We start from the raw sequence: 22654 nt of genomic DNA on the forward strand, positions 1-22654 counted from the left end.
GTCCAATCAGGCCAGCAGGCCCAGCCGCTCAGATCAGCGAGGGTTCCAGCGCGGCGGCGCGGCGCAGTTCGGACGCACGCACCAGCACCTTGGGCGGGTCGAGCTCTTCGGGGATGCAGAAGATGCCGGCACGTCGCAGCGCCAGACCGCTGCGACGCAGCGAGGTCAGCGCCACCACCGGGATCGACACCGCCATGCCCACGATCACCGGCCCCATCCAGGCGGCCAGCGACGGCGAGACGGTGTACGCCACCGCGCCCATGAACAGGCCGAACACGGTCAGCCCGCCGTAGCTGCGCAACAGCGCCGGCCACGACAGCTTGCCGTCGTCGCGCACCTGCGCATCCCAACCGGAATCCTTGCCGGCCAGCACTTCGAACACGCCGCGCGACTGCAGGTACATCACCACTGGCGCCATCAGCGCGGCCAGCACGGTTTCCAGCAGGATGCTCAGCAGCGCGCGAATGGCGCCGCCGCAGGCCTTCATCTCGCGCGGGTTGAGCAGCAGTGCGATGTAGCCGAGCAGCTTGGGCGCCAGCAGCACGAACATGGTGCAAATGAAGATCCAGATCGCATTGCCCTGGCTGCTGCCGTGCCAGTAGCGCGCAGGCGAGAACGGCAGGTCGCCGGCCAGGTCGATGCCGCCGCCGGCCAGCGGAATGCCGATGCCGATCAGCATCAGCAGGCCCCACATCGGCGCGGTGAAGTAATGGCCGATGCCGATCAGCATGTGCATGCGGCTGATCCAGTGCAGGCCCTTGGCGCTCACCACCTTGGCGTGCTGCAGGTTGCCCTGGCACCAGCGGCGGTCGCGGATCAACAGGTCGGTGAGCGTGGGCGGGCCTTCTTCGTAGCTGCCCTGCAGGTACGGCACCATGTGCATGGCCCAGCCGCCGCGGCGCATCAGCGCCGCTTCCACAAAGTCGTGGCTGAGCACGTGCCCGCCGAACGGCTTACGCCCGCGCAACGACGGCAGGCCGGCGTGATCGGCGAACGCCTGGGTGCGGATGATGGCGTTATGGCCCCAGTAATTGCTTTCGGCGCCATGCCACCAGGCCACGCCGAAGGCGATGATCGGCCCATACACGCGGCCGCCGAACTGCTGCATGCGCGCAAACAGCGTCTGCCCGTTGACCACGGCGGGCAGGGTCTGGATCAGGCCCACGTCCGGATTGTTTTCCATGCCGGCGACCAGCCGCACGATGGTGTCGCCGGTCATCACGCTGTCGGCGTCCAGGATCAGCATCTGCGGGTAGCTGCCGCCGAAGCGGCGCACCCAGTCGGCCACATTGCCGGCCTTGCGCGCGGCATTGTCGGCGCGGCGGCGGTAGAAGATGCGGCCATGCCCGTCGACGCGGTCGCACAGCTCGTTGTAGACCAGTTCTTCGGCACGCCCGATGTGATCGCGGGTGGTGTCGCTGAGCACGAAGAAGTCGAAGTGCTCCAGCTGGCCGGTTTCGGCCACCGATTCGTAGATGGCCTGCAGGCCGGCCAGCAGGCGGCGCGGGTCTTCGTTGTACGTTGGCATCAACAACGCGGTACGCGAGCGCAGCGTGGGCAGCGGTTGCTCGGGGTCGATGCCGAGCTTGCGCCCGGCGCGCGCCACCACGGTGATGAAACCGGCCACGGCGCTGGCGAAGGACATCGCGATCCACGCGAACAGCAGCACGAACAGGCCAAGCAGGCAGCCTTCCAGCACGCTGACGCCGTCGGGCCACAGCACGCTGAGCATCACCCACACCGCGATGGAGGTGGTGACGAAGGTGCCGCCGATCAAATAGAAACGGCGCACGCCGATGCCGACCGGCGAGGTGCGCTGATGGCGCACCTGCAGGCTGCCTTCGCGCAGGCTCTGTTCGGGCATCGCCAACGGCGCTTCCGGTGGCAGCGTGGGCTGGCCGGCGTCGAGGGCGGATAGGGGGGGGATTGCAGTTGGTGCGGGGGGAAGGGTCACGGTGCCGTCCATCAAGGCTGCCCGTCGCACGAACGCGACAGTGCGGTCTGCAGCGGGAGATCCATCCCCGCCACGCGTAGCGAGCGTACAAAGCGCGTCGCACGGGCAAGGTGCCCGGCGGCGTGCGACCAGGTCGCGGTATTGGCAGCTATGAAACCACTCCGATGCACAAACTCTCCTGGCGGCGACGCAACGTCGCGGCTCATCCTAAAGAATCGACCGTTAAAGGAAACGAAGGCCATCGTGCAATCTTCGCCCCTCCCGACGAAGACCGCGCGGCAGACTACGCGGTAACGACCGAACGCAACCCCAACAGATTGCAGTCTGGGGCGCGTGCTGTCACGGCCTGCAAATCACGCAATGACCGCTATCGATGCAAGCGTTGTGCCATCCGTGGCACACAGCAGTGCAACCGGTTGCAGGATGTCGGGCGTGCCGGAAACGCGATGACGCGGACTATCGACGCGACGTGCTGCGCAGATCATGCCGCGTGGCGCGATCTCGCGTTGAGCTGCAGGGCATCGGCGCGACGGTTGTTCGGCCGCTCTTACGGCTTGCGCTGGAGCAATGGCGCGCAGTGCGCTGCGACGATGCTGCGCATCCAATCTCGCGCTGCGCTGCTGCCTGCCCCACGCCAGGTATCGCGTGCGACAAACTCACCGCAGCGCGGCCTTCTGCGTGCCGCGTGAAAGACGACTGCGGCAAGGATGGGAGCGGCGATGCTTGGTCGCGCGCTCCTGCCCTGCCGCGTCAACATGGCTTACTTGCGCGCGGCCTCGCTGGCATCGCGGGTGGCGCGGAATTCCGAGTCGCTGCTCCAGTTCGGCCACTGGCGCGAATCGGCCAACTGCTGGCCCAGCGTGTACAGCACGCCCAGATCGCGCGCGGCACCGGCGAAGGTCCAATCCGGCTTCCACTCATCGCCTTGCTGGTGATAGCGCTTGGCGGTGTAATCGTCCGATGCCGCCTTGCCTGCGGCAATGCCGCCCACTTCCCAATCCTGCCCGGCCGCATACGACAGCGCTGGCACACCACGCTTGGCGAAGGAGAAATGATCGGAGCGGAAGAAATACCCGGCCTGCGGCTTGGGGTCGGGCGTGTAGCGCAGCTTGGATTGCGCCGCCACGGTCTTGAGCTGATCGAGCAACTCAAGCTTGGCGGTGCCGTAGATGCCGAAATCGCGTGAGGGGACGAACGGGCTCATGCCGTCCATGTTGATCACCGCCACCGTGGTGTCCAGCGGATACAGCGGTTTGGAGGCGTAGAACTCCGAGCCCAGCAAGCCCTTTTCTTCGGCAGTGACGGCCAGAAACACCACCGAGCGCTCCGGCTTGGGGCCGCTGGCAAACCCGCGCGCCAGTTCCAGCAACGCCGCGGTGCCGCTGGCGTTATCCAGCGCGCCGTTGAAGATGGTGTCGCCACGCGCGTCCGGCTTGCCCACGCCGATATGGTCCCAATGCGCGCTGTAGATCAGCGTCTCGTCGGGGCGTTTGCTGCCTTCCAGGCGCGCGACCACGTTGTGCGAGGTGATCACGTCGGACTTGACCTGGTAGCTGGCGCTCAGGCCCTGGCCCTTGAGCTCGACCGGCTTGAAGCCGCGGGTCTGCGCCTGCTTCTTCAACGCATCGAAATCCAGCCCGGCGCGCTTGAACATCGCGGTGGCCAGATCGCGCTGGATCCAGCCTTCCACGGTGGGATGCGCGGCGCGCGGGTTGTCGCGCACCACATCGAACATGGTGTTGGTGTTGGAGCTGGCCACAGTGTCCCAGCCATAGGAGGCCGGCGCGGTTTCGTGCACCACCAGCACACCGAGCGCGCCCTGCCGTGCGCCCTCTTCGTACTTGTAGGTCCAGCGGCCGTAATAGGTCATGCCGGCGCCGTCGAAGGCGCCCTTGCCGGTTTCGAAGTCGGGGTCGTTGATCAGTACCACCGCGATCTTGCCCTTCAGATCCACGCCCTTGAAGTCGTCCCAATCGCGCTCCGGCGCCTTGACGCCATAGCCGACGAACACCAGCGGTGCGTTGGCGATGTCGACCTTGGACGAACCATCCAGCGCGGCACGGATAGCGACCTCCTTGCCTTGCGTCAGCGCCTGCGGCTTGCCGGCAGTGGCCAGCGCAAGCGTCGGTGCACCGACGATATCGGCGCGGCGCAACGGCACCGCCTGGGTCCACAGGCGCTTGCCATCCTTGAGATCGCCGCCAGGCTGCAGGCCCGCGTCGGCAAATTGCTTGCTCAGGTACGCAATGGTTTTTTCTTCGCCGGCAGTGGCCGGGCCGCGGCCTTCGTAGGCATCGGAGGCCAGCTCCTTGACGTCGCGCGAGATGCGCGCGCCATCGAACGTCGGCGCCTGCGCCATCACTGCGGTCGAGACCGCCATTGCCAAAAGTCCCACGGCAAGTCGCTTCATTGCATACCCCCAGATATCAGACAGCCCTGGAGTGTAGCCACCCGCGCGTGCAAGCGGCGGCATGTCGCGGGATTGCCGCCTGCGATGGCCGCGCTGCGCCGGACCGGCTGTCGGCACGTCTACACGCGGTAAGGCGAGGGCGATGCACGCGCCTAAAACAGATCCACGCTGCCGGTCTGTTGCATGGTCTGCAGCAATTGCCCGCTGGCGATCAGCTCGGCGTACACCACGGCGCGATTGCGGCCGTGCTGCTTGGCCCAGTACAGCGCCTTGTCCGCTTCGTCCAGCTGCTGGCTGATCAGGCGCCCATGCGTCAGCTCCACGATGCCGGTGCTGAGCGTGACCTGCCCGACCTGCGGGAACACATGCTCGGCAACGGCAAGCCGAAACCGCTCGAAGAGGCTGATCGCAACATCGCGCTCCACGCCACGCAGCACGATCACGAATTCTTCGCCGCCGAAGCGGAACAGCAGATCGTCCTGACGGAACGCGCGCTGCATCAATTGCGCGACCAGCAACAGCACTTCGTCGCCATACAGATGACCGAACGTGTCGTTGACACGCTTGAAATGATCGATATCCACGATGCCCAGCCAGACGCTTTCGTTTGCCGGCGTCTCTGCCCCGCCTGCGAACAGCCGCAGGATCACATCGTCGAAGGTCTTGCGATTGCGCAGGCCGGTCAACGCGTCGCGCTGCGCATCGTCGAGCAGGCTGCGGTAATTCTGGAAGAAGCGTGCAAAGCCCTGCAGCATCGCCTGTTCGGCGGCACCGGGCGCGCGTGCACCGCCCACCCGCAGGCAGGTGCGGATACCGCGCGCTTCCATCATCGGATAGACCAATAGCGCCTGGCCATCCTGGTGCAGGTGCACCACATCGCCGGGGCCATGCACGTCGACCAGCTGGGCGCGCATCTGCGCATCCTTGAGCTCGGCCACCGTCAGCGACAAGCGGCCGTCGTCGTGCAGGCGGGTTTCGGCCATGGTGCGGCCATCCGGGGCGATGCGCAGCAGCGACAGCTCTTCGGCGGTGCAGAGCTCGCGCATGGTGCGCAACAGGCTCAGATCGAGCAGATCGGCATCGCGGATGGCGGTCATGTCCACCATCCGTTCCAGCAACGGCGTGGCGCTCATTGGCGGCTCGGCCGGTCCGCAGATGCAGACGCAGGCCCGCCTTGCCGGACACGGCGGGCTGGCGGACAACTGGAGTGGCAATGCGCAGGCTTCACGACAACGACCGGCAATCAGGATGCCGGTTCATCGGCGCCCCAGCCGCAAACTTGAGGTCGGCGGCCGCCAAGGCTCAGCGCGCGGCCAGCCGCCGCTGGGCAGCGGACACGCCCGCCCGCGACACCGCTGGGGACGGCTGCCCTGGAATGCTCAGGGCAGCGCGGATTCCAGCGCGTCTTCGCCCAGCGCATGCCGTTGCATCAGCCGGCGGCTGCCGGCATTCAGGCCCTTGACCTGCACGTCCAGGTCGTGATGCCGCAGCCGCTGCACCACCTTGTCCAACGCCGCCACGGCGGTGATGTCCCAGAAATGCGCGCGACTCACGTCGATCACCACGCCGCGGCCAGGCACCTCGCGCGCGTCGAAGGCGTCGATGAACACATCGGCCGAGGCGAAGAACACTTGCCCGCGCACGTTGTAGGTGCGCACGCCATCTGCGCCATCGCTATGCGCGATCTGCAGCAGCCCGGCCACCTTGAAGGTAAAGAACACCCCGCTCAGCACCACCCCCACTGCCACGCCGGCAGCCAGATTGTGGGTGGCCAGAGTCACCGCCACGGTGGCCAACATCACCACGCTGGAGGTGCGTGGATGGGTGACCACGGTGCGCAGCGAACGCCAGTCGAAGGTCTCGGCCGACACCATCACCATGATCGCCACCAATGCCACCACCGGCACCTGCGATACCCACGGCTTGAGCAACACCATCAGGATCAGCAGAAACACGCCGGCGAACAACGTCGACAGCCGGCCACGACCACCGTACTTCACGTTGCCAACGGTCTGGCCGATCATGCCGCAGCCGGCAATGCCGCCGAACAGGCTAGCGGCGGTGTTGGCGATGCCCAGCCCGGTGCACTCGCGGTTCTTGTTGCTGGGGGTATCGGTGAGTTCGTCGACCACCCGCGCGGTCATCATCGATTCGAGCAGACCCACCATGGCGATGGCCAACGCTGGCAACGCGATGATGCGCAGCGTCTCCAGCGTCATCGGCACGGCCGGCCATTGCAGGAACGGCAGCGCATTGGGCAGCTTGCCCAGATCGGCCACGGTCTTCAGCGGCAGGTGCAGGGCGCTGCCGGCGATGGTCAGCAGCAGGATGCACAACAGCGGCGAGGGAATCGCCGACAGGCCGGGCACGCGCAAGCGCGGCAGCCCGTAGATGATCGCCAGGCCCACACCGAGCATCGCCCAGCTGGTGAGGTTGGCGCCCAGCAGATGCGGCAGCTGTGCGGCGAAGATCAGCACCGCCAGCGCATTGACAAACCCGGTGCGCACCGAGCTGCTGACAAAACGCATCAGCACGCCCAAGCGCAGCAGCCCGAACAGGATCTGCACCGCGCCGGCCAGCAGCCCGGCCGCCAACAGATATGGCAGCCCGTGTGCCGCCACCAGCGGTGCGGCCACCAGCGCCACCGATCCGGCCGCGGCAGAAATCATCGCCGGGCGGCCACCGCAAAATGCAATCACGATGCCGATAACGAAGGACGCGAACAGGCCGACTTGCGGGTCGACGCCCGCCACGAAGGCGAACGCAATCACTTCGGGAATCAGGGCAAATGTTGCGACCGCACCTGCCATCAGTTCGCGCGCAGGTGAAGCGCGCCATTGCGCCAGTTCGGCACGCAGGAAAGACATTGGGGGACACTCCGGGGACAAAAAGGACAGCCTGCGGACAGTGCGCAGCGACGATAGTGTGCGGGAAAGCGACCGCGCCCGCAGCCCACCTGTGATCTGTGCGCCAATGCGCTTTTCTGTGGCTGCGATCACGCCGCGCGACGCGGACGCAGACCAAGATGCCCCCCTCACCGCGCTCGGGTGTCGAGTTCGGTTATCTAGGGAGATCACCATGTCCATTTTCAGGACCGCAAGTACGCTCGCACTGGCCACCGCGCTGGCCTTGGCCGCCGCCCCGGCGTTCAGCTATTCCATCAGCAACAACCGGGTTGTCGACGACAGCGGCAAGGTGGTGCAGCTCAAGGGCGTCAACGTGTTTGGCTTCGAAACCGGCAACCATGTCATGCATGGCCTGTGGGCGCGCAACTGGAAAGAGATGATCAACCAGATGCAGGGCCTGGGCTTCAATGCCGTGCGCCTGCCGTTCTGCCCGGCCACGCTGCGCAGCGACACCATGCCGAGCAGCATCGATTACAGCCGCAACGCCGACCTGCAGGGCCTGACCTCGCTGCAGATCCTCGACAAGGTGATCAACGAATTCAACGCGCGCGGCATGTACGTGCTGCTGGATCACCACACCCCCGATTGCGCCGGCATTTCCGAGCTTTGGTACACCGGCTCCTACACCGAAGCACAGTGGCTGGCCGATCTGCGCTTTGTGGCCAACCGCTACAAGAACGTGCCGTACGTGCTCGGCCTGGATCTGAAGAACGAGCCGCATGGCGCCGCCACCTGGGGCACCGGCAACGCCGCTACCGACTGGAACAAGGCCGCCGAACGCGGTTCGGCCGCCGTGCTGGCAGTGGCGCCGAAGTGGATCATCGCGGTGGAAGGCATCACCGATAACCCGGTGTGCTCGACCAACGGCGGCATCTACTGGGGCGGCAACCTGCAGCCGCTGGCCTGCACCCCGTTGAACATTCCGGCCAACCGTCTGCTGCTGGCGCCGCATGTGTACGGCCCGGACGTCTACGTGCAGTCGTACTTCAACGACAGCAACTTCCCCAACAACATGCCGGCTATCTGGGACCGTCATTTCGGCCAGTTTGCCGGCAAGTACGCGCTGCTGCTGGGCGAGTTCGGCGGCAAGTACGGCGAAGGCGATGCGCGCGACAAGGTGTGGCAGGACGCGCTGGTGAAGTACCTGCGCAGCAAGGGCATCAACGAAGGCTTCTACTGGTCGTGGAACCCCAACAGCGGCGATACCGGCGGCATCCTGCGCGACGACTGGACCACGGTGCGCCAGGACAAGATGACGCTGCTGCGCACCTTGTGGGGCACCGTGGGCAGCACCACGCCTACCCCGACGCCTACCCCGACGCCGACGCCGACGCCCACACCAACCCCAACGCCTACTCCGACACCCACGCCAACCCCGGGCACCGGCACCTTCAGCACCAAGGTCATCGTGGACAGCAGCTGGAGCGGCGGCGCGTGCAACCGCGTGCAGGTCACCAACACCGGTACCGCCAGCGGTACCTGGTCGGTGACGGTGCCGGTGACCGGCACGGTCAACAACGCCTGGAATGTGGTGTGGTCGCAGAGCGGCAGCACCCTGCGCGCAAGCGGTGTGGATTTCAACCGCACGCTGGCCGCCGGTGCAACGGCCGAGTTCGGCTTCTGCGCAGCAAGCTGATGTGAAAGGCGGCCGCGCATTGCGTGGCCGCCGTCGTATCGCGCGACCGTCCGCCTGGATGTTCAGGAGATGGCGATACGCCGCGATTGATCGACCAAGCAAGTTGATCGATGTGTTGTGCCTGCGATCTGTCTAAAGACAGCAGGCCGTTGGTAGGAACGCACCTGGGCGCGATGAGGCCTCATCGGTAACGCCGCATCGCGCCCGGGTGCGCTCCTACGTTGCATGGGCGCTGCTGTTTTTATAAGCAGACGCTGCCGCAATCAGTATTCAACCCGCATGTGAATCAGCCGTTATCCATGAGATAGCGCCCTGCGCGGCGCGTTCTGGATGCTGTTGCCATGCCCGTTGTCTCCCTGTTGCGTCGCCATGTTGCCAATCTCCCGCTGACCCGCAAGTTCGTCCTGTTGTGCACACTGTTGACGGTTGGCGTGATCCTGCTGGCCGTTGCCGCGGCGCGTCTGCAATATCTGGATCTGGTCGAGGCGCGCAAACTCAGCGTCAGGACCGAGGTCGAGATGGGCCTCACGGTGATGCAGCATTACGCCGACAAGGTCAAAGCCGGCGAGCTCAACGTCGATCAGGCAAAAGAAGCGGCACGCACGACGCTGGCCGACATGCGCACCAACGATGGCGTGGATTACTTTTTTATCGTCGACCCGCAGATGCGCATTCTGATGCATCCCAAGCGCCCGGTCGGCACCGACATGTCCGATTACAAGAGCGATGCCGGGCAGTACGTGTATCGCGACATCAAGACCGCCATCGACAGCGGCGATGGCTTCAGCTATTACGACGCGCCCAAGCCGGGCAAGAAAGAGCAGCTGCCCAAGATCAGCTATGCCAAGACGTTTCCGGCGTGGAACTGGGTGCTGGTGATGGGCGTGTACGCCGAAGACATCCAGGTGCAGGCGTGGGGCTTTACGCGAACGCTGACCTTGATCGGCGGCGCTCTGGTGGCGATGGTGATCGGCCTGTGCTGGTTGATCGCCTCGGCGATGGCCGCACCGTTACGCGCCGCCTCACGTACCGCCGAGGCGATTGCTTCCGGCCGCTTCGACAACGACATCCGGGTGGAATCGCGCGATGAAACCGGGCAGTTGATGCACAGCATGCAGCAGATGCAGAACCAGCTGCAGCGCTTCAACGGCGAGATGCAGACCATGATCCGCCTGCAGCAGGGCGAGAACATCGCGCACCGCATCCCGGAGGATTTCCCCGGCGATTACGGCAGCCTAGCGCATGGCGTGAACACGGTGGTGTTCGAACATCTGGACGCCATCAACGAGGCGATGGATGTCATGAGCGAATACGGCCGCGGCGATCTGCGCCGCGACATGCGCCGCCTGCCCGGCCAGCGCGCGGCATTGCATGAGGCGCTGGATACGGTGAAAAGCAACCTGTCGGCGATCAACAGCGACATCGCGCGTCTGGCCGATGCCGCCGCGCGTGGCGATTTCTCCGCACGCGGCGAGCAGTCGCGCTATCAGTTTGCGTTTGCGGAAATGGTGCAGGCCTTGAACCGTCTGATGCAGCAGGCCGATGCCGGTCTGGACGATGTGGGCCGCATCATGGCCGCCATTGCCGACGGCGATCTGTCGCAGCGGGTGGAATCGCATTACGAAGGTGCCTTCGGCCGTTTGGCAAATGCCGCCAACCGCACCGCAATCCAGCTCACCAGCATCGTGCAGGGCATCCAGCATTCGGCCGAGATGATCAATACCGCGGCCGGCGAAATCGCCAGCGGCAACGCCGACCTGTCCACGCGCACCGAACATCAGGCCGCAAACCTGGAAGAAACCGCAGCATCGATGGAAGAACTGACCTCCACCGTGCGCCAGAATGCAGACAACGCGCGCCAGGCCAATCAACTGGTCAAGGGCACCGGCGATGTCGCCGAAAGCGGCGGCCGCGTGGTGCAGCAAGTGGTCACCACCATGCAGGCGATCACGCAATCGTCGGCACGCATTTCCGACATCATCGGCGTCATCGATGGCATCGCCTTCCAGACCAATATCCTGGCCTTGAATGCTGCGGTGGAAGCGGCGCGCGCCGGCGAACAAGGCCGCGGCTTTGCAGTGGTCGCAACCGAGGTCCGTGCATTGGCACAGCGCTCGGCCGGTGCGGCCAAGGAAATCAAACAGCTGATTTCCGACTCGGTGGAAAAGGTGGAGCAAGGCTCGGAGCTGGTGCAGCAAGCCGGCAGCACCATGACCGAGGTGGTCAGTTCGGTGAAGCGCGTGACCGAGATCATGGCCGAGATCACCGCCGCCAGCACCGAGCAGAGCGCCGGGATCGAACAGGTCAGCACCACGGTGATGCAGCTGGATGAGATGACCCAGCAGAACGCGGCGCTGGTGGAAGAAGCCACTGCGGCGGCGCGCAGCCTGGAAGATCAGGCAGCGGATCTGACGCGCGCAGTGGCCGTGTTCCAACTGGCACCGGCGCAGCCTGCGTCGATGCAGCGCCATGGCGTCGGGCAAGCGGCGTAGCAAGCGGAATAGCGTGTGCGGGTGCGCTTCGCGCAACGCGCCCTCATCCGCCCTTCGGGCACCTTCTCTCGAGGGGCGAAGGAACAGCGCAACACGCTTCGCTGTTCAAGCCCCTCTCCCACCGGGAGAGGGGTTGGGGTGAGGGTGCCCCATCGGCCGATATACGTCGACAAACAAAAATGCGCATTGCCAATCAGCACACGTGCATCATCAACCCAGAGGTCGATACATGTCACATGATCAGATGGGCATCGGCACTCAACTGATCAGCTCCGGCGCAGTCTGCGTGAACGCAGCGCTACCGCGTCGAACAGGCTGCTTAGCGATGCAGCACTACCACTTCGATTAGCCGAATAATGATGCGACACCACCGCCTGGAGTAGGCCGCGTGGTGATGCAATGCCATCACGTCAAGCAAGCCGCGTAGTAAGCGGGATGGCTTGCGGGCATGCTTCGCGCTAACGCACCCTCATCCGCCCTTCGGGCACCTTCTCTCGAGGGGCGAAGGAACAGCGCAACACAGCTTCGCTGTTCAAGCCCCTCTCCCACCGGGAGAGGGGTTGGGGTGAGGGTGCCCCATCGGCCGATAAAGGAACCGCGGTTGCCGTTTACCTCAACGCGCAGCCTCGCGGCCGTTCAGTGCTGCGTCCTTGCTGCAGCGCGCATTCTTTGCGGCATACATCGCTTTGTCTGCGGCATGCATCAGGCTCGCCGCCTCGACCTGGTCGCCGTGCTGCCAGGCGATGCCGATGCTGGGTTGGATCGGTAGCCGCTGCTCGCCAAACAAGGCACCAGCGGACGCTGCGTGGCGGATGCGCTCGGCAACCCGGGCGCAGTCGGCGTCGGGCGTCTGCAGATTGTCCAGCAACACCACGAATTCGTCGCCGGCCAGACGCGCCACCAGGTAACGGCCTTCCACCGCGCGCTGCAGGCAGTGGCCAAACTCCACCAGCACCGCGTCGCCGGCGCGGTGGCCATAGGTGTCGTTGATGCGTTTGAAGCCATCCAGATCCAGAAACATCACCGCCACCGCGCGCTGCAACCGATGCGCCTGCAGCACGGCGGTCTGCAATGCCTCGGTCCAGGCATGGCGGTTGGGCAGGCCAGTCAACGCATCGCGGGTGGCACGCTCGTGCATCAGGCGGTGCAATGTCTTGTGCGCGGTGACGTCCTGCGCCATCAGGAAGAACCCTTGCGCACCGTCCAGCAGGCGTCGAGTTTCCGGTACCAGGGTGATCTCCACATCGCGTGCGCTGCCACCCACATGCAACACATGCTCGAAACTGGCGCGTTGCCCGTCGGCCACCTGCGCCAATGCGGTGCGTGCGGTCGCGCTGAGCGACGCGCCGAGCAGATGCGTGATCGGCGAGCCGACCAGGCTGGCCGGCTCCACGCCCAGCCAATCGCGGTGCGCTTCGTTGGCGAACAGGCAGCGTTGGCTGGCATCGAACTGGCTGACCAGCGCCGGGGTGGCATCGCTGATCGCGCGTAGTCGCGCTTCGCTTTCTGCCAGACGTTCGGCGGCGACATGACGCTCGGTGACGTCCTGGATCTGCGAGACAAAATGCACCGGCGCACCGCTGCCGTCGCGCACCAGCGACACCGACAACTGTGCCCAGATCACCGCGCCTTGCTGGCTGATGTAACGCTTGGCCAGGCTGTAGCTATCTCGCTTGCCGGCGATGAGTTCCTGCACAAGTTGCAGGTCCATTTCCAGATCGTCCGGGTGGGTGATCTGCTGGAAGGTCGTACGCAGCAATTGCTCGCGCGGGTAACCAAGGATGCCGCACAAGGACGGATTGACGTCGCGCCAGGCGCCTTCCAGCGAGACGATGGCCATGCCCTGCGGCGCGGTTTCGAAGGCGCCGGTGAAGCGTTCGGCGGCCAGCTGCGCGGCGGCCTGCGCCTGCAGCTCCGCGGTGACGTCAATGGCCATGGCCAGATACCCGGCCAGGCCTTGCTGCGCATCGTGGATGACGTTGAAGCACAGCCGCACTCGGCGCAGCTCGCCGTCCTTGCGCACCAGCGTCCACAGTTCTTCGGCCAGCACATTGCCGGCAGCGGCCGCAGCCAGTTCCACATATGCCGGCGGCGACAACGCCAACGTGGCCATGTGGCGCTCCAGCTCGGCCTGCAGATGGAACCGCGACGGGCAGCTGCCCAGCACTTCGTCGGCCGCGTAGCCCAGCAGTTGTTCGGCACCGGGATTGAACAGCTCGATGCGTCCCTGCGGGTCGAAGGCGATGATCGCCACGTCCTGCGAGGCATCCACCAGCGCCTGCAGCCGCGCGCGCTCGGCAGACAAGGCCGCCGACGCACCCCGGAGCTGGGTGATGTCGTGCATCACGCAAACCGCGCCCAACGCAGTGCCCTTATCGCCGACCACCGGGTCTGCATTGCATAGCACGCTGCGCGGAGGCTGACCGTTGGCACGGATCACCAGTTCGGCATTGCGCACGTGCTCGCCGCGCCAGGCACGCAGCAGCGGGATGGCCTCGGTGGGCAGCAGAGCGTTGCCGTCTGCGCTGTACAGATCGAAATGCTGCGCCCATTGCGCCGGTGGCAGCACGCGGAGGTCGGTGCCATGCCATTGCCTAGCGGCGTTGTTGAACTCGCGCAGCAGGCCGTCGGTGCCGCAGGCCACCACGCCGTCGGGCATGGCTTCCAGCAACATGCTCAACGTCTGCCGCTGCGCCTGCGCATCGCGCCGATCGCGGCGCGCTTCCAGCTGGCTGACCGCCTGCCGCGCGAGGCGGATCAGCGCCTGTTTCTGATGTTCGTCGAGCACGCGCGATCTGGTGCTGAGCGTGCACAGGGTGCCGTAGGCATAGCCTTCGCGGCCGATCAGTGGCACCCCGACGTAGGAGCGCACACCGGGTGCAGCAGTCACCAACGGGTTGTTGACGAAGCGTGGGTCGGCCTCGGCGTCGGGGACCTCCATCAACTCGGTGCCCATCACCGCGTAGGAGCAGAACGACACGCTACGCGGCGTGCCCTCCAGGTCGGTGCCGCAGCGCGCCTTGAACCATTGCCGGTCGGCATCCAGCAGCGACACCAGTGCCATCGGGGCGCCGCTGACATGCGCCGCCAGCCAGGCGATATCGTCGAACTCGGCTTCGGCCTCGGTGTCCAGCACCCCCAGCCGGCGGACCGCGTCCACGCGCAAGGCGTCGTTGGCGGGAATCGGCACGGGCGGCAACAGGACGGTCATGGCGTGATGGGCGGGCGGCGTTTGGGCAAGGTAGGTCGCACCAGGTAACGGCGAGGCGAGGATCAACTTGAGTGCACGCAGCCGGGCCCGCTTGCGGCCGATTAAGAGTGGCTAACAAAACGTAACGAGCAGTCGTCAGGGTGTGGAGGTGGCGCTCAGAACCGGCGTGTACGCGTGGTACATGCCGCACCGCGCACCGGCCGCGCGCCCCTGGCGGCTGCACAATCGCCTTTTAGCTGCTCCAAACCCTTGGCGGCCTGTGGGAGAGGGACGCAGTGGCGAAACGATCAAGCTGGCGTGTGCACCTGGCCGCTGCAGCTGTGCGTCGTGGGTTTACGTCCGTACGGACGCATGGCGGGGATCGGTCGCCAGCCGTCGTGGCGTCCACGCCGGATCCCGTGGTTTCCGCGTGCCGGTAGCGCTAAGCCAACACGGCGCAGGCGAGCCACTCACCGTGCGGCCTTGCTGTCCGTAGCACCTGCGATGCCAGCGTTGCCCGCCCCCGAACCAGACGGCTGCCCGCTGCGGCCTGCACGCGCCCGATCTCACGCCACCCATTCAACTCAACACGGCCTGCCGTCGCCATGCCCGCCGTTCCGACAGCTCGCTACCGCTGCCCGCCACCCCCATGCCGAACAGCATTTGCGGCCTCGCCAAGCAGCCACTACCCTCGGCCGCTTACCCTGCTCTGGAGTGTCACATGCTGCGTCCGCTGTCCCTGTTGATCGCCGGTGTGCTCGGCGTCGCCGCCGGTACCGTTGCCCCCGCTGTCGCCGCCGCCCCGGCCAGCCTGTCCAAGACCGCGGACAGCAGCGCCATTCCGGACATCGCCTATACCCGCTTCACCCTGCCCAACGGCCTGACCGTGGTGGTGCATGAAGACCACAAGGCGCCGGTGGTGGCGGTGAGCATCTGGTACCACATCGGTTCCGGCGACGAGCCGGCCGGCAAGACCGGCTTTGCGCATCTGTTCGAGCATCTGATGTTCTCCGGCTCGGAAAACAACAAGGGCAGCTTCTTTGCGCCGCTGGAACAGGTCGGCACCACCGACATGAACGGCACCACCTGGTTCGACCGCACCAACTACTTCGAAACCGTGCCGACCACCGCGCTGGATACCGCGCTGTGGCTGGAATCGGACCGCATGGGCCACCTGCTCGGCGCCATCGGCCAGCAAGAACTCGACACCCAGCGCGGCGTGGTGCAGAACGAAAAGCGACAGGGCGAAAACCGCCCCTATGGCCGCGTGGACCAGAACATCCTGTCCAACCTGTTCCCGGCCAACCACCCTTACCAGCACGACACCATCGGCTCGATGGAAGATCTGGACGCGGCCTCGCTGGGCGACGTCAAACAGTGGTTCAACGACAACTACGGCGCCGCCAACACCACCCTGGTGCTGGCCGGCGACATCACCGTGGCGCAGGCGCGCGCCAAGGCACTGCAGTACTTCGGCGATATCCCGTCTGGCAAGCCGGTGGCGCGGCAGCAGCCGTGGGTGACCCCGCTGGCCGCACAGAAGCGCGGCGTGCAGCACGACCATGTCTCGCAGCCGCGCATCTACCGCACCTGGGCCGCGCCGCAGCTGGGCACCGACGACATGATCCAGCTGGATCTGGCCACCACCGTGCTGGGTGGCGGCAAGACCTCGCGGCTGTATCAACGCCTGGTCTATCAGGACAAGTTGGTCGATGACGTGTCCGCCTCGGTGCAGCCGTTTGCGCTGTCCAGCCAGATGCAGATCCAGGCCGACGTCAAAGACGGCGTGGACCCGGCCAAGGTCGAGGCGGTGATCGACGAAGAACTCAAGAAATTCATCGCACAAGGCCCGACTGCCGACGAATTGCAGCGCGCGCAGGTGGCCTACCGTGCCGGCTTCGTGCGCGGGCTGGAAAAGGTCGGTGGCTTCACCGGCAAGGCCGTGCTCCTGGCCGAGGGCCAGGTCTATCGCGGCGACCCGGGTGCCTACAAAAAAGATCTGCAGCGCGGCCAGGCCGCCACCGTGGACAGCGTCAAGCAGGCCTCCGCTACCTGGTTCGGCAAGGGCGACTATCTGCTCACCGTGTTGCCGGCGAGCAAGGACTTCGACCCGGCTGCCGAAGACAAGGCGGTGGTCGCGCGCGCCGCCGAACCGGGCAAGCCGGCGCCCAAGCTGCCCGCCGCCGGCAAGTACAAGGTCACCGCTTCCACCGTGGACCGCAGCACCGGCGTGCCCAAGACCACTCAGTTCCCTGACCTGAGCTTCCCCAAACTGCAGCGCGGCAAGTTGAAGAACGGCATCGAAGTGGTACTGGCCGAGCGCCACACCATCCCGGTCACCCAGGTCGAGTTGCTGTTCGACGCCGGTTACGCCGCCGACCAGGGCAAGAAGCTCGGCACCGCCAGCTTCAGCGCCGCCCTGATGAACGAGAGCACCGCGTCGCTGGATTCGGTGGAAGTGGCGCAGCGCAAGCAGCGCCTGGGCGCGATCACCGGCGTCGGCTGCGATCTGGATAGCTGCAGCGCCTCGCTCAATGCGCTCAACGACCAGCTGCAGCCGTCGCTGCAATTGTTCTCCGACATCGTGCGCAACCCGGCATTCAAACCGTCGGACATCGAACGCATCCGTGGCCAGTGGCTGGCCGGCATCGCGCAGGAAAAGACCAAGCCCACCAGCCTGGGCCTGCGTGCGCTGCCGCCGCTGCTGTACGGCGACAAGCATCCGTACGGCATTCCGCTCACCGGCAGCGGCACCGAAGCGGCGATCAAGAGCCTCAATGCCAAGGACCTGCAGGCCTTCCACGGCCAGTGGCTGCGCCCGGACAACCTGCGCATCCTGGTCGCCGGCGACACTACGCTGGCGCAGATCATCCCGCAGCTGGATGCCGCATTTGGCGATTGGAAGGCCCCGGCCAGCCCGCTACCGAAGAAGAACCTGGTCGACGTGGCCGTGCAGCCCAAGCCGCGTGTGTACCTGATCAACCGGCCGGATGCCCCGCAGTCGGTGATCCTGGCCGGCCTGCTGGCACCGTCGACCAAGACCCAGGACAACCTGGCCATCGGCGTGGCCGACGATGCATTCGGCGGCACCTTCACCTCGCGGTTGAACATGAACCTGCGCGAGAACAAGCGCTGGGCCTACGGTGCCGGCACTCGTCTGATGGATGCGCAGGGCCAGCGGCCGTATCTGTTCTCCGCACCGGTGCAGACCGACAAGACCGCCGAGTCGGCCAACGAAATCCTCAAGGAAGCCCGGGCCATCGTCGGCGACAAGCCGCTGACCGGCGAGGAGATCGAAAAGATCAAGAACCAGAGCATCCGCGCCCTGCCCGGCAGCTACGAAACCACCACCGCCGTGCTGAGCGCGATCGAAGGCATCGTGCAGTTCGACCGCCCCGACGACTACGTGCAGACGCTCAAGCCGCGCCTTGAAGCGATCGACCAGCCGGCCGCGCAGAAGGCTATCGCGCAGATCATCAAGCCCGACGCGATGACCTGGGTGATCGTGGGCGACCTGAAGAAGATCGAAGCCCCGGTGCGCGCGCTCAAGCTCGGCGAAGTGCAGGTGCTGGACGCCGACGGCAAGCCGGTCAAGCGCTGAGGTTTCGCTAATGCCCTGCACCCACCCGCTTGCGATGCGCAGGCGGGTGGGTGCAGGCAAGCTGGGCGAGGTGCACGTGCTCGATGCCGACGACAAGCCGGTTAAGTGCTCAGGTTTCGCTAATGCCCTGCACGCACCTGCTTGCGATGCGTAGGCAGGTGAGTGCAGGGCAAGCTGGGCGAGGTGCACGTGCTCGATACCGACAGCAAGCCAGTCAAGTGCTGAGTTTTCGTGGCTGCCCTGCACCCACCCGCTTGCGATGCGTAGGCAGGTGGGTGCAGGCAAGCTGGGCGAGGTGCAGGTGCTCGATACCGACGGCAAGCCGGTCAAGTGCTTAGTTTTTGCGGCTGCCCTGCACCCACCCGCTTGCGATGCGCAGGCAGGTGGGTGCAGGGCAGCCGCGAGTTGCTGGGTCTGCGGTGGTTTGGGTGATGCGCCGATCGATTGGTCGATTGGTCGATTGGTCGGTTATTCGGTTGCTCATTTGTTCGTTTGCTTGGTCGGTACGCCGGTCGATTGATTGATTGATTGATCGGTCGGTCGGTCGGTCGGTCGGTCGGTCGGTCGGCAAGTTGACCGCTTGGTTGACCGAATGCACGTTGCGGACTGACGGCCGGCTCGAGTGGTCGAGCGTTTGGTTGACCGGCTGTGAACTCGCCGATTGGCCGACAGCCGAAGATCGAATGTTGGTTATCCGGTTATTCGATTGCCCGGCTGTTCGAATGGCCGATTGATTGGTCGGCCCACGGTTTGCAGTCGGCTCGGTACTTTGTTCGCGCTAAACCGCAACGGCTGGTCGGCTGTTTGATTGGTCTATTAATTCATTGATTGACGGTTGGCCGCAGCAACAACTGAACCATCGGCAGGTGGCACTACAGGCCGCTCGCACCGATCCGCACTCCGCAGCCCGCGCGTCACGCTGGTCGGTCGGCTGTTTGATTGGTCTATTGATTCGTTGATTGACCGTTGGCCGCAGCAACAACTGAACCATCGGCAGGTGGCACTACAGGCCGCTCGCACCGATCGGCACTCCGCACTCCGCGCGTCACGCTGGTCGGTTGTTTGATTGGTCAATTGATCGTTGATTGACGGTTGACCGCAGCAACAACTGAACCATCGGCAGGTGGCAACACAGCCCGCTAGGCCTGATCAACAGCCCGCAACCCGCGCGTCACGTCAGCACGTCAATTTCCGGCGGCGGCAACTCTCATATCGACGCCATGTTATCGGCCATTCCGGTAAGGTTGGACCCTCTCCTCGACAGGTGTTTGGCTGATCCGATGAAAGAGATGCCGACGGCAGATGAAGCCTCCCGCCAGCAGGTCCTCGATGGTTACCGCATCGTCGACAGCCTGCCCGAAGATACATATCAGGACATCGTGCAGGTGGCCGCATCGCTCTGCGATACGCCTATCGCGCTGATGTCGTTGGTAGACCGCGACCGCCAATGGTTCAAGGCGCAACTTGGCCTGGGGTTGCAACAGACCGACCGCAGCCAGGCCGTTTGCGACCACGCCATCCGCGACCCCGGCCACCTGATGGAAGTGCCGGACCTGACCCAGGACCCACGTTTCCGCGATATTTCCGTGGTCACTGGCGACACCGGCGCACGCTTCTACGCAGGCATGCCGTTGGTGACGACCGAAGGCGTGGCGCTAGGCACTGTGTGCGTGCTCGATACAGAACCGCGCTCGCTCAACGAACTCCAGCGCACCGGATTGCAGGCGCTGGCGCGCGTCACCATGAACCTGCTGGATGGGCGTCAGGAAGCACTGCAACAAGAACGCACCGCAATCCTGCAGCCGGCCGCTGCCGCGGATACCCAGACTCCGTACCGGCTGGTGATCCTGGAAGTGCAGGAACTGGCTGCCTTGGCAGAACGCCAGAGCGAGCGGCTGCTCGGCCGTACCTTGCAACAGCTCGACCAGGCGTTTGCCGCACTGGTGCAGGGGCCGGGCAACAGCATCGACCGGGTCACCGACAGCGCGGAATTCATCGCCGTTCTGCGCGACCCGGATGCCGAACGCACGCTGCAACACCTGCGCGACGTCGCGCAGTTGCAACATGCGCTGGGCCTGACGGTGTTACTCGGCGAAGCGCAAGCCACCCGCGCCGACGAACCGATCGGCCAGGTCTTTTTACGCGCGGAAATTGCGCTGAGTGCAGAGAAGGATCGCTACCGGCAGAGTCTGGCCTAGGCCGCTGCTTCGCTGCAGTAGCCGTACCCTCACCCCTCTCCCGCCGGGAGAGGGGGTTCACGGCAGCGATCGGCGGACTGCCTTCCCCCGCCTGCGGGGGAAGGTGCCCGAAGGGCGGATGGGGGCCAGCCGTTGGCCGATCCAGCCAACTGTTCTCACCCTGATGGGCACAACGCCTTTGCAAAGTAAAACTCAGTGTTGGGTGTGCGGCTTGAGCGGTGAGGGGCGTCCTGGCGCGTTTCCAGCGCATGCCTACGCTGTGCTCAGATGGCGGTCTGTCACCGTGCCCTTACCCCGACGCCTTAGAGCTCTCCCGCAGGCGGGAAAGAGGCTTGAAGCGCATGACGGTCTCTAACGCGGAATGGGGCACTGCAAACACCCCACCTACCCCACCGCGCACTGCTTCAATTGCCGGTCGGCATACCACAGCGCGCGGCGTGCCAGGTCGTAGGCGCTGTCGGCCTGGCGTGGCAACAGTTGCGCAGCCAATACCGGATCGGCACCATTGTTGAGCGCGTGTTCGGCACGCTCCAGGTCAGACAGATGCGTGCGGACCGGCGACAGCAACGATTTGCGCTTGGACGCGTCGCAGCGTGCACTGCGCTGTTCCAACGTTGCCAATGCCTCGCGGATGCGGCGGCTGGCTTCGCCCTTGAGGTCGGGCAAGGTTTCGTGCGCGATCGGCGCGGCCTTGTACGCATCGCCAGTGGCTTCGCTGCCCATTTCGGCCTGATTTCCGGCCAGCGCAGGATTGAAGCGTACATCCGGCGGCGGCCGTGCCTTGGCCACCTGCGTTTGCGGCCCGTTGAGCATGTCGTTGAACTTCTTCATGCCGCGATTCATTTCCTGCATCGCCACATCGCCCAGCGTGCCGTCGCTCTTCCAATCCTTGGCAAAGCGCGTGTCCTGGTACTGCACCGGGTTGACCCGCTCCATCACGTTGCGCGCCTTGGCCTGCGCCCGCGCATCGGTCATGCCCGGCGGCACTGCGTCGCCTTGCGCCATCGGGTCCACCTTGGTGTCGAGCGGCATGCGCAGACGGCCTTCGCGGGTATACAGCTGCGCTGCCATCGATGCATCGGCCGGCGCATTGGCGGCAGCGACCTGGCGTTGCGGCGGCGGAGTGCGCGTGGGCGGTGGCGCACGACGGGCAGCCGATGCGGAAGCGGCGGTGGCGCGTTGTTGCCGCTTGGGCTGCTCCTGCGGCGGCGGCTCGACCGGCGCCGGCGGCGTCACCTGCGGACGCGGCAGGAAATACACCTGCAGGCTTTCATCCTGCTGCACGGTCAGACGCGGAGCCGGCATGTACAGCAACAGACACGCAAGAAAAAACAGGATGGCGCCCGTGCATGCGGCTGCAGCAACATGCGGGACAAGCGCTTCCTTCCTGCGGGTAATCACAATGCGGGAGACCGATAAGAGAAGAGACGGGCACCGCACCACCAACCCCGGTCCGGAGCGCGCAAATCTAGCCGGCGCGGCGTTTACGCGCGTTTGAAATTCGTTGTCTGCTCAATAGGGACCAGCCGCCATTCACATTGAGCGCATGCCTGGGCTGAACGTAACGCCTCACCGGCTGGCGTGCGCGATTGCCGCCCAGCGCCACCTTCGATGCACGGGTGGCGGCGCTGCCAGAGCGCTGTGGTCTGCAAGCCGCGCCACGCCAGATTGGTCCTGCCACCCGCGGTGGAGCTGCTGACGCGCCACCGCATCGCGCGCTGCGCCACCGACCCTGCGCAAGTACCCCAGGCAGCAGTACCGGACACGAGCGTCGGCCCGTCTTAATGGCGCTGGCATGGCAGCCCGCGCGTCTACTGCAGCAGCTACGACGAGCGCGCGCTGCAGGCGCTGGACGATGCGGTGTGCGCTGCGCCGCACGTTGCGCGGCAGCCGCCAGCCGCCAGCCAAATGCTGGGTGATCTTCGACAACACCGCCGCCGGCCTGGTCGTGCCCAACGCGCGCAGGCTGCAGGCGCTGTTGTGGATAGAACAGGGGGTGTGGGTCTGAGGCAGTGCCCGCTGCATGCCGGGCGTCACCCGCCGCGACGCTTCGGCGTCGTCGCCGGCCGATGCTTGTTGCATGTCGGCACGTCGGACCCAGCCTTACAGACCAGCGCGTCAGGGTGACCACCGCCCAGGCCCTACATGCGCCCGGTCACTACCACGCAGACCATGGGTGCGGCGGATGCCCCAGTGTCTCCATTGACGGCGCCCCCGGTGTCGGCGCAGTAACGCTGGCCGCTGCCATGCCCTGGCGCGCTTCTTGC

At 65.5% G+C, this 22654-nt stretch carries 12 protein-coding genes and 1 other RNA gene; 6 read left to right on the plus strand and 7 right to left on the minus strand.

Annotated features, from left to right (window positions below; all coding sequences use genetic code 11):
- Positions 1-28: 28 nt before the first annotated feature.
- Positions 29-1966 carry a glucans biosynthesis glucosyltransferase MdoH gene (gene mdoH / locus ABQZ00_RS17235; protein ID WP_055850522.1) on the minus strand — a complete coding sequence of 646 codons (1938 nt, stop codon included), beginning with the start codon at positions 1964-1966 and terminating at the stop codon, positions 29-31.
- Between the two features lie 152 nt (positions 1967-2118).
- Between mdoH and ABQZ00_RS17240 the strand changes: the two genes are divergently transcribed.
- Positions 2119-2643 carry a hypothetical protein gene (locus ABQZ00_RS17240; protein WP_323538644.1) on the plus strand — a complete coding sequence of 175 codons (525 nt, stop codon included), beginning with the start codon at positions 2119-2121 and terminating at the stop codon, positions 2641-2643.
- Positions 2644-2714: 71 nt separating this feature from the next.
- On the opposite strand, the gene ABQZ00_RS17245 is transcribed toward ABQZ00_RS17240, so the two are convergent.
- From ABQZ00_RS17245 to ABQZ00_RS17255, 3 genes are all read right to left on the minus strand, one after another.
- On the minus strand, positions 2715-4364 hold the full coding sequence (locus tag ABQZ00_RS17245; RefSeq protein WP_323538643.1) for a M28 family metallopeptidase: 1650 nt from the start codon (positions 4362-4364) through the stop codon (positions 2715-2717).
- 152 nt (positions 4365-4516) lie between these two features.
- Complete coding sequence (locus tag ABQZ00_RS17250; protein ID WP_323514366.1) at positions 4517-5497, minus strand: GGDEF domain-containing protein; 981 nt, start codon at positions 5495-5497, stop codon at positions 4517-4519.
- Positions 5498-5743: 246 nt separating this feature from the next.
- Positions 5744-7231, minus strand: coding sequence for a SulP family inorganic anion transporter (locus ABQZ00_RS17255; protein WP_323538642.1), 1488 nt, complete (start codon positions 7229-7231; stop codon positions 5744-5746).
- A 211-nt stretch (positions 7232-7442) separates the two neighbouring features.
- Between ABQZ00_RS17255 and ABQZ00_RS17260 the strand changes: the two genes are divergently transcribed.
- Positions 7443-8906: a cellulase family glycosylhydrolase gene (locus tag ABQZ00_RS17260; RefSeq protein WP_323538641.1), complete on the plus strand. Its 1464-nt coding sequence runs from the start codon at positions 7443-7445 to the stop codon at positions 8904-8906.
- Positions 8907-9265: 359 nt separating this feature from the next.
- Positions 9266-11398: a methyl-accepting chemotaxis protein gene (locus tag ABQZ00_RS17265; protein ID WP_323538676.1), complete on the plus strand. Its 2133-nt coding sequence runs from the start codon at positions 9266-9268 to the stop codon at positions 11396-11398.
- A 613-nt stretch (positions 11399-12011) separates the two neighbouring features.
- Here the strand turns inward: ABQZ00_RS17265 and ABQZ00_RS17270 are convergent.
- Positions 12012-14711: a PAS domain S-box protein gene (locus ABQZ00_RS17270; protein WP_323538675.1), complete on the minus strand. Its 2700-nt coding sequence runs from the start codon at positions 14709-14711 to the stop codon at positions 12012-12014.
- A gap of 7 nt (positions 14712-14718) precedes the next feature.
- Positions 14719-14792, minus strand: a non-coding RNA gene (locus ABQZ00_RS17275) — sX9 sRNA.
- A 517-nt stretch (positions 14793-15309) separates the two neighbouring features.
- Between ABQZ00_RS17275 and ABQZ00_RS17280 the strand changes: the two genes are divergently transcribed.
- Together ABQZ00_RS17280 and ABQZ00_RS17285 are read left to right on the plus strand one after the other, a co-directional pair.
- Entirely contained in the window at positions 15310-18189 is a 2880-nt protein-coding gene (locus tag ABQZ00_RS17280) for a M16 family metallopeptidase (protein WP_323538640.1), read from the plus strand.
- Positions 18190-19469: 1280 nt separating this feature from the next.
- Positions 19470-20387: a GAF domain-containing protein gene (locus tag ABQZ00_RS17285; RefSeq protein WP_055850497.1), complete on the plus strand. Its 918-nt coding sequence runs from the start codon at positions 19470-19472 to the stop codon at positions 20385-20387.
- Positions 20388-20771: 384 nt separating this feature from the next.
- Here ABQZ00_RS17285 and ABQZ00_RS17290 read toward each other — a convergent pair whose 3' ends face one another.
- Entirely contained in the window at positions 20772-21788 is a 1017-nt protein-coding gene (locus ABQZ00_RS17290; RefSeq protein ID WP_311239672.1) for a hypothetical protein, read from the minus strand.
- A gap of 454 nt (positions 21789-22242) precedes the next feature.
- Here ABQZ00_RS17290 and ABQZ00_RS23870 point away from each other — a divergent pair, with 454 nt between their 5' ends.
- A complete protein-coding gene (locus ABQZ00_RS23870; RefSeq protein ID WP_503064292.1) occupies positions 22243-22395 on the plus strand; it encodes a hypothetical protein in 153 nt (50 codons plus the stop codon).
- The last annotated feature ends 259 nt before the right edge of the window (positions 22396-22654 follow it).

Origin of the sequence: Xanthomonas sp. WHRI 10204 (assembly GCF_040202875.1) — a bacterium.
Taxonomy (GTDB): Bacteria; Pseudomonadota; Gammaproteobacteria; order Xanthomonadales; family Xanthomonadaceae; genus Xanthomonas.

Coding starts and splice junctions, on each gene's coding strand:
- ABQZ00_RS17255 (WP_323538642.1), bottom strand. CDS start 7,231: ATGTCTTTCCTGCGTGCCGAACTGGCGCAATGGCGCGCTTCACCTGCG.
- ABQZ00_RS17250 (WP_323514366.1), bottom strand. CDS start 5,497: ATGAGCGCCACGCCGTTGCTGGAACGGATGGTGGACATGACCGCCATC.
- ABQZ00_RS17280 (WP_323538640.1), top strand. CDS start 15,310: ATGCTGCGTCCGCTGTCCCTGTTGATCGCCGGTGTGCTCGGCGTCGCC.
- ABQZ00_RS17260 (WP_323538641.1), top strand. CDS start 7,443: ATGTCCATTTTCAGGACCGCAAGTACGCTCGCACTGGCCACCGCGCTG.
- ABQZ00_RS17245 (WP_323538643.1), bottom strand. CDS start 4,364: ATGAAGCGACTTGCCGTGGGACTTTTGGCAATGGCGGTCTCGACCGCA.
- ABQZ00_RS23870 (WP_503064292.1), top strand. CDS start 22,243: ATGCGGTGTGCGCTGCGCCGCACGTTGCGCGGCAGCCGCCAGCCGCCA.
- ABQZ00_RS17285 (WP_055850497.1), top strand. CDS start 19,470: ATGAAAGAGATGCCGACGGCAGATGAAGCCTCCCGCCAGCAGGTCCTC.
- mdoH (WP_055850522.1), bottom strand. CDS start 1,966: ATGGACGGCACCGTGACCCTTCCCCCCGCACCAACTGCAATCCCCCCC.
- ABQZ00_RS17240 (WP_323538644.1), top strand. CDS start 2,119: ATGCACAAACTCTCCTGGCGGCGACGCAACGTCGCGGCTCATCCTAAA.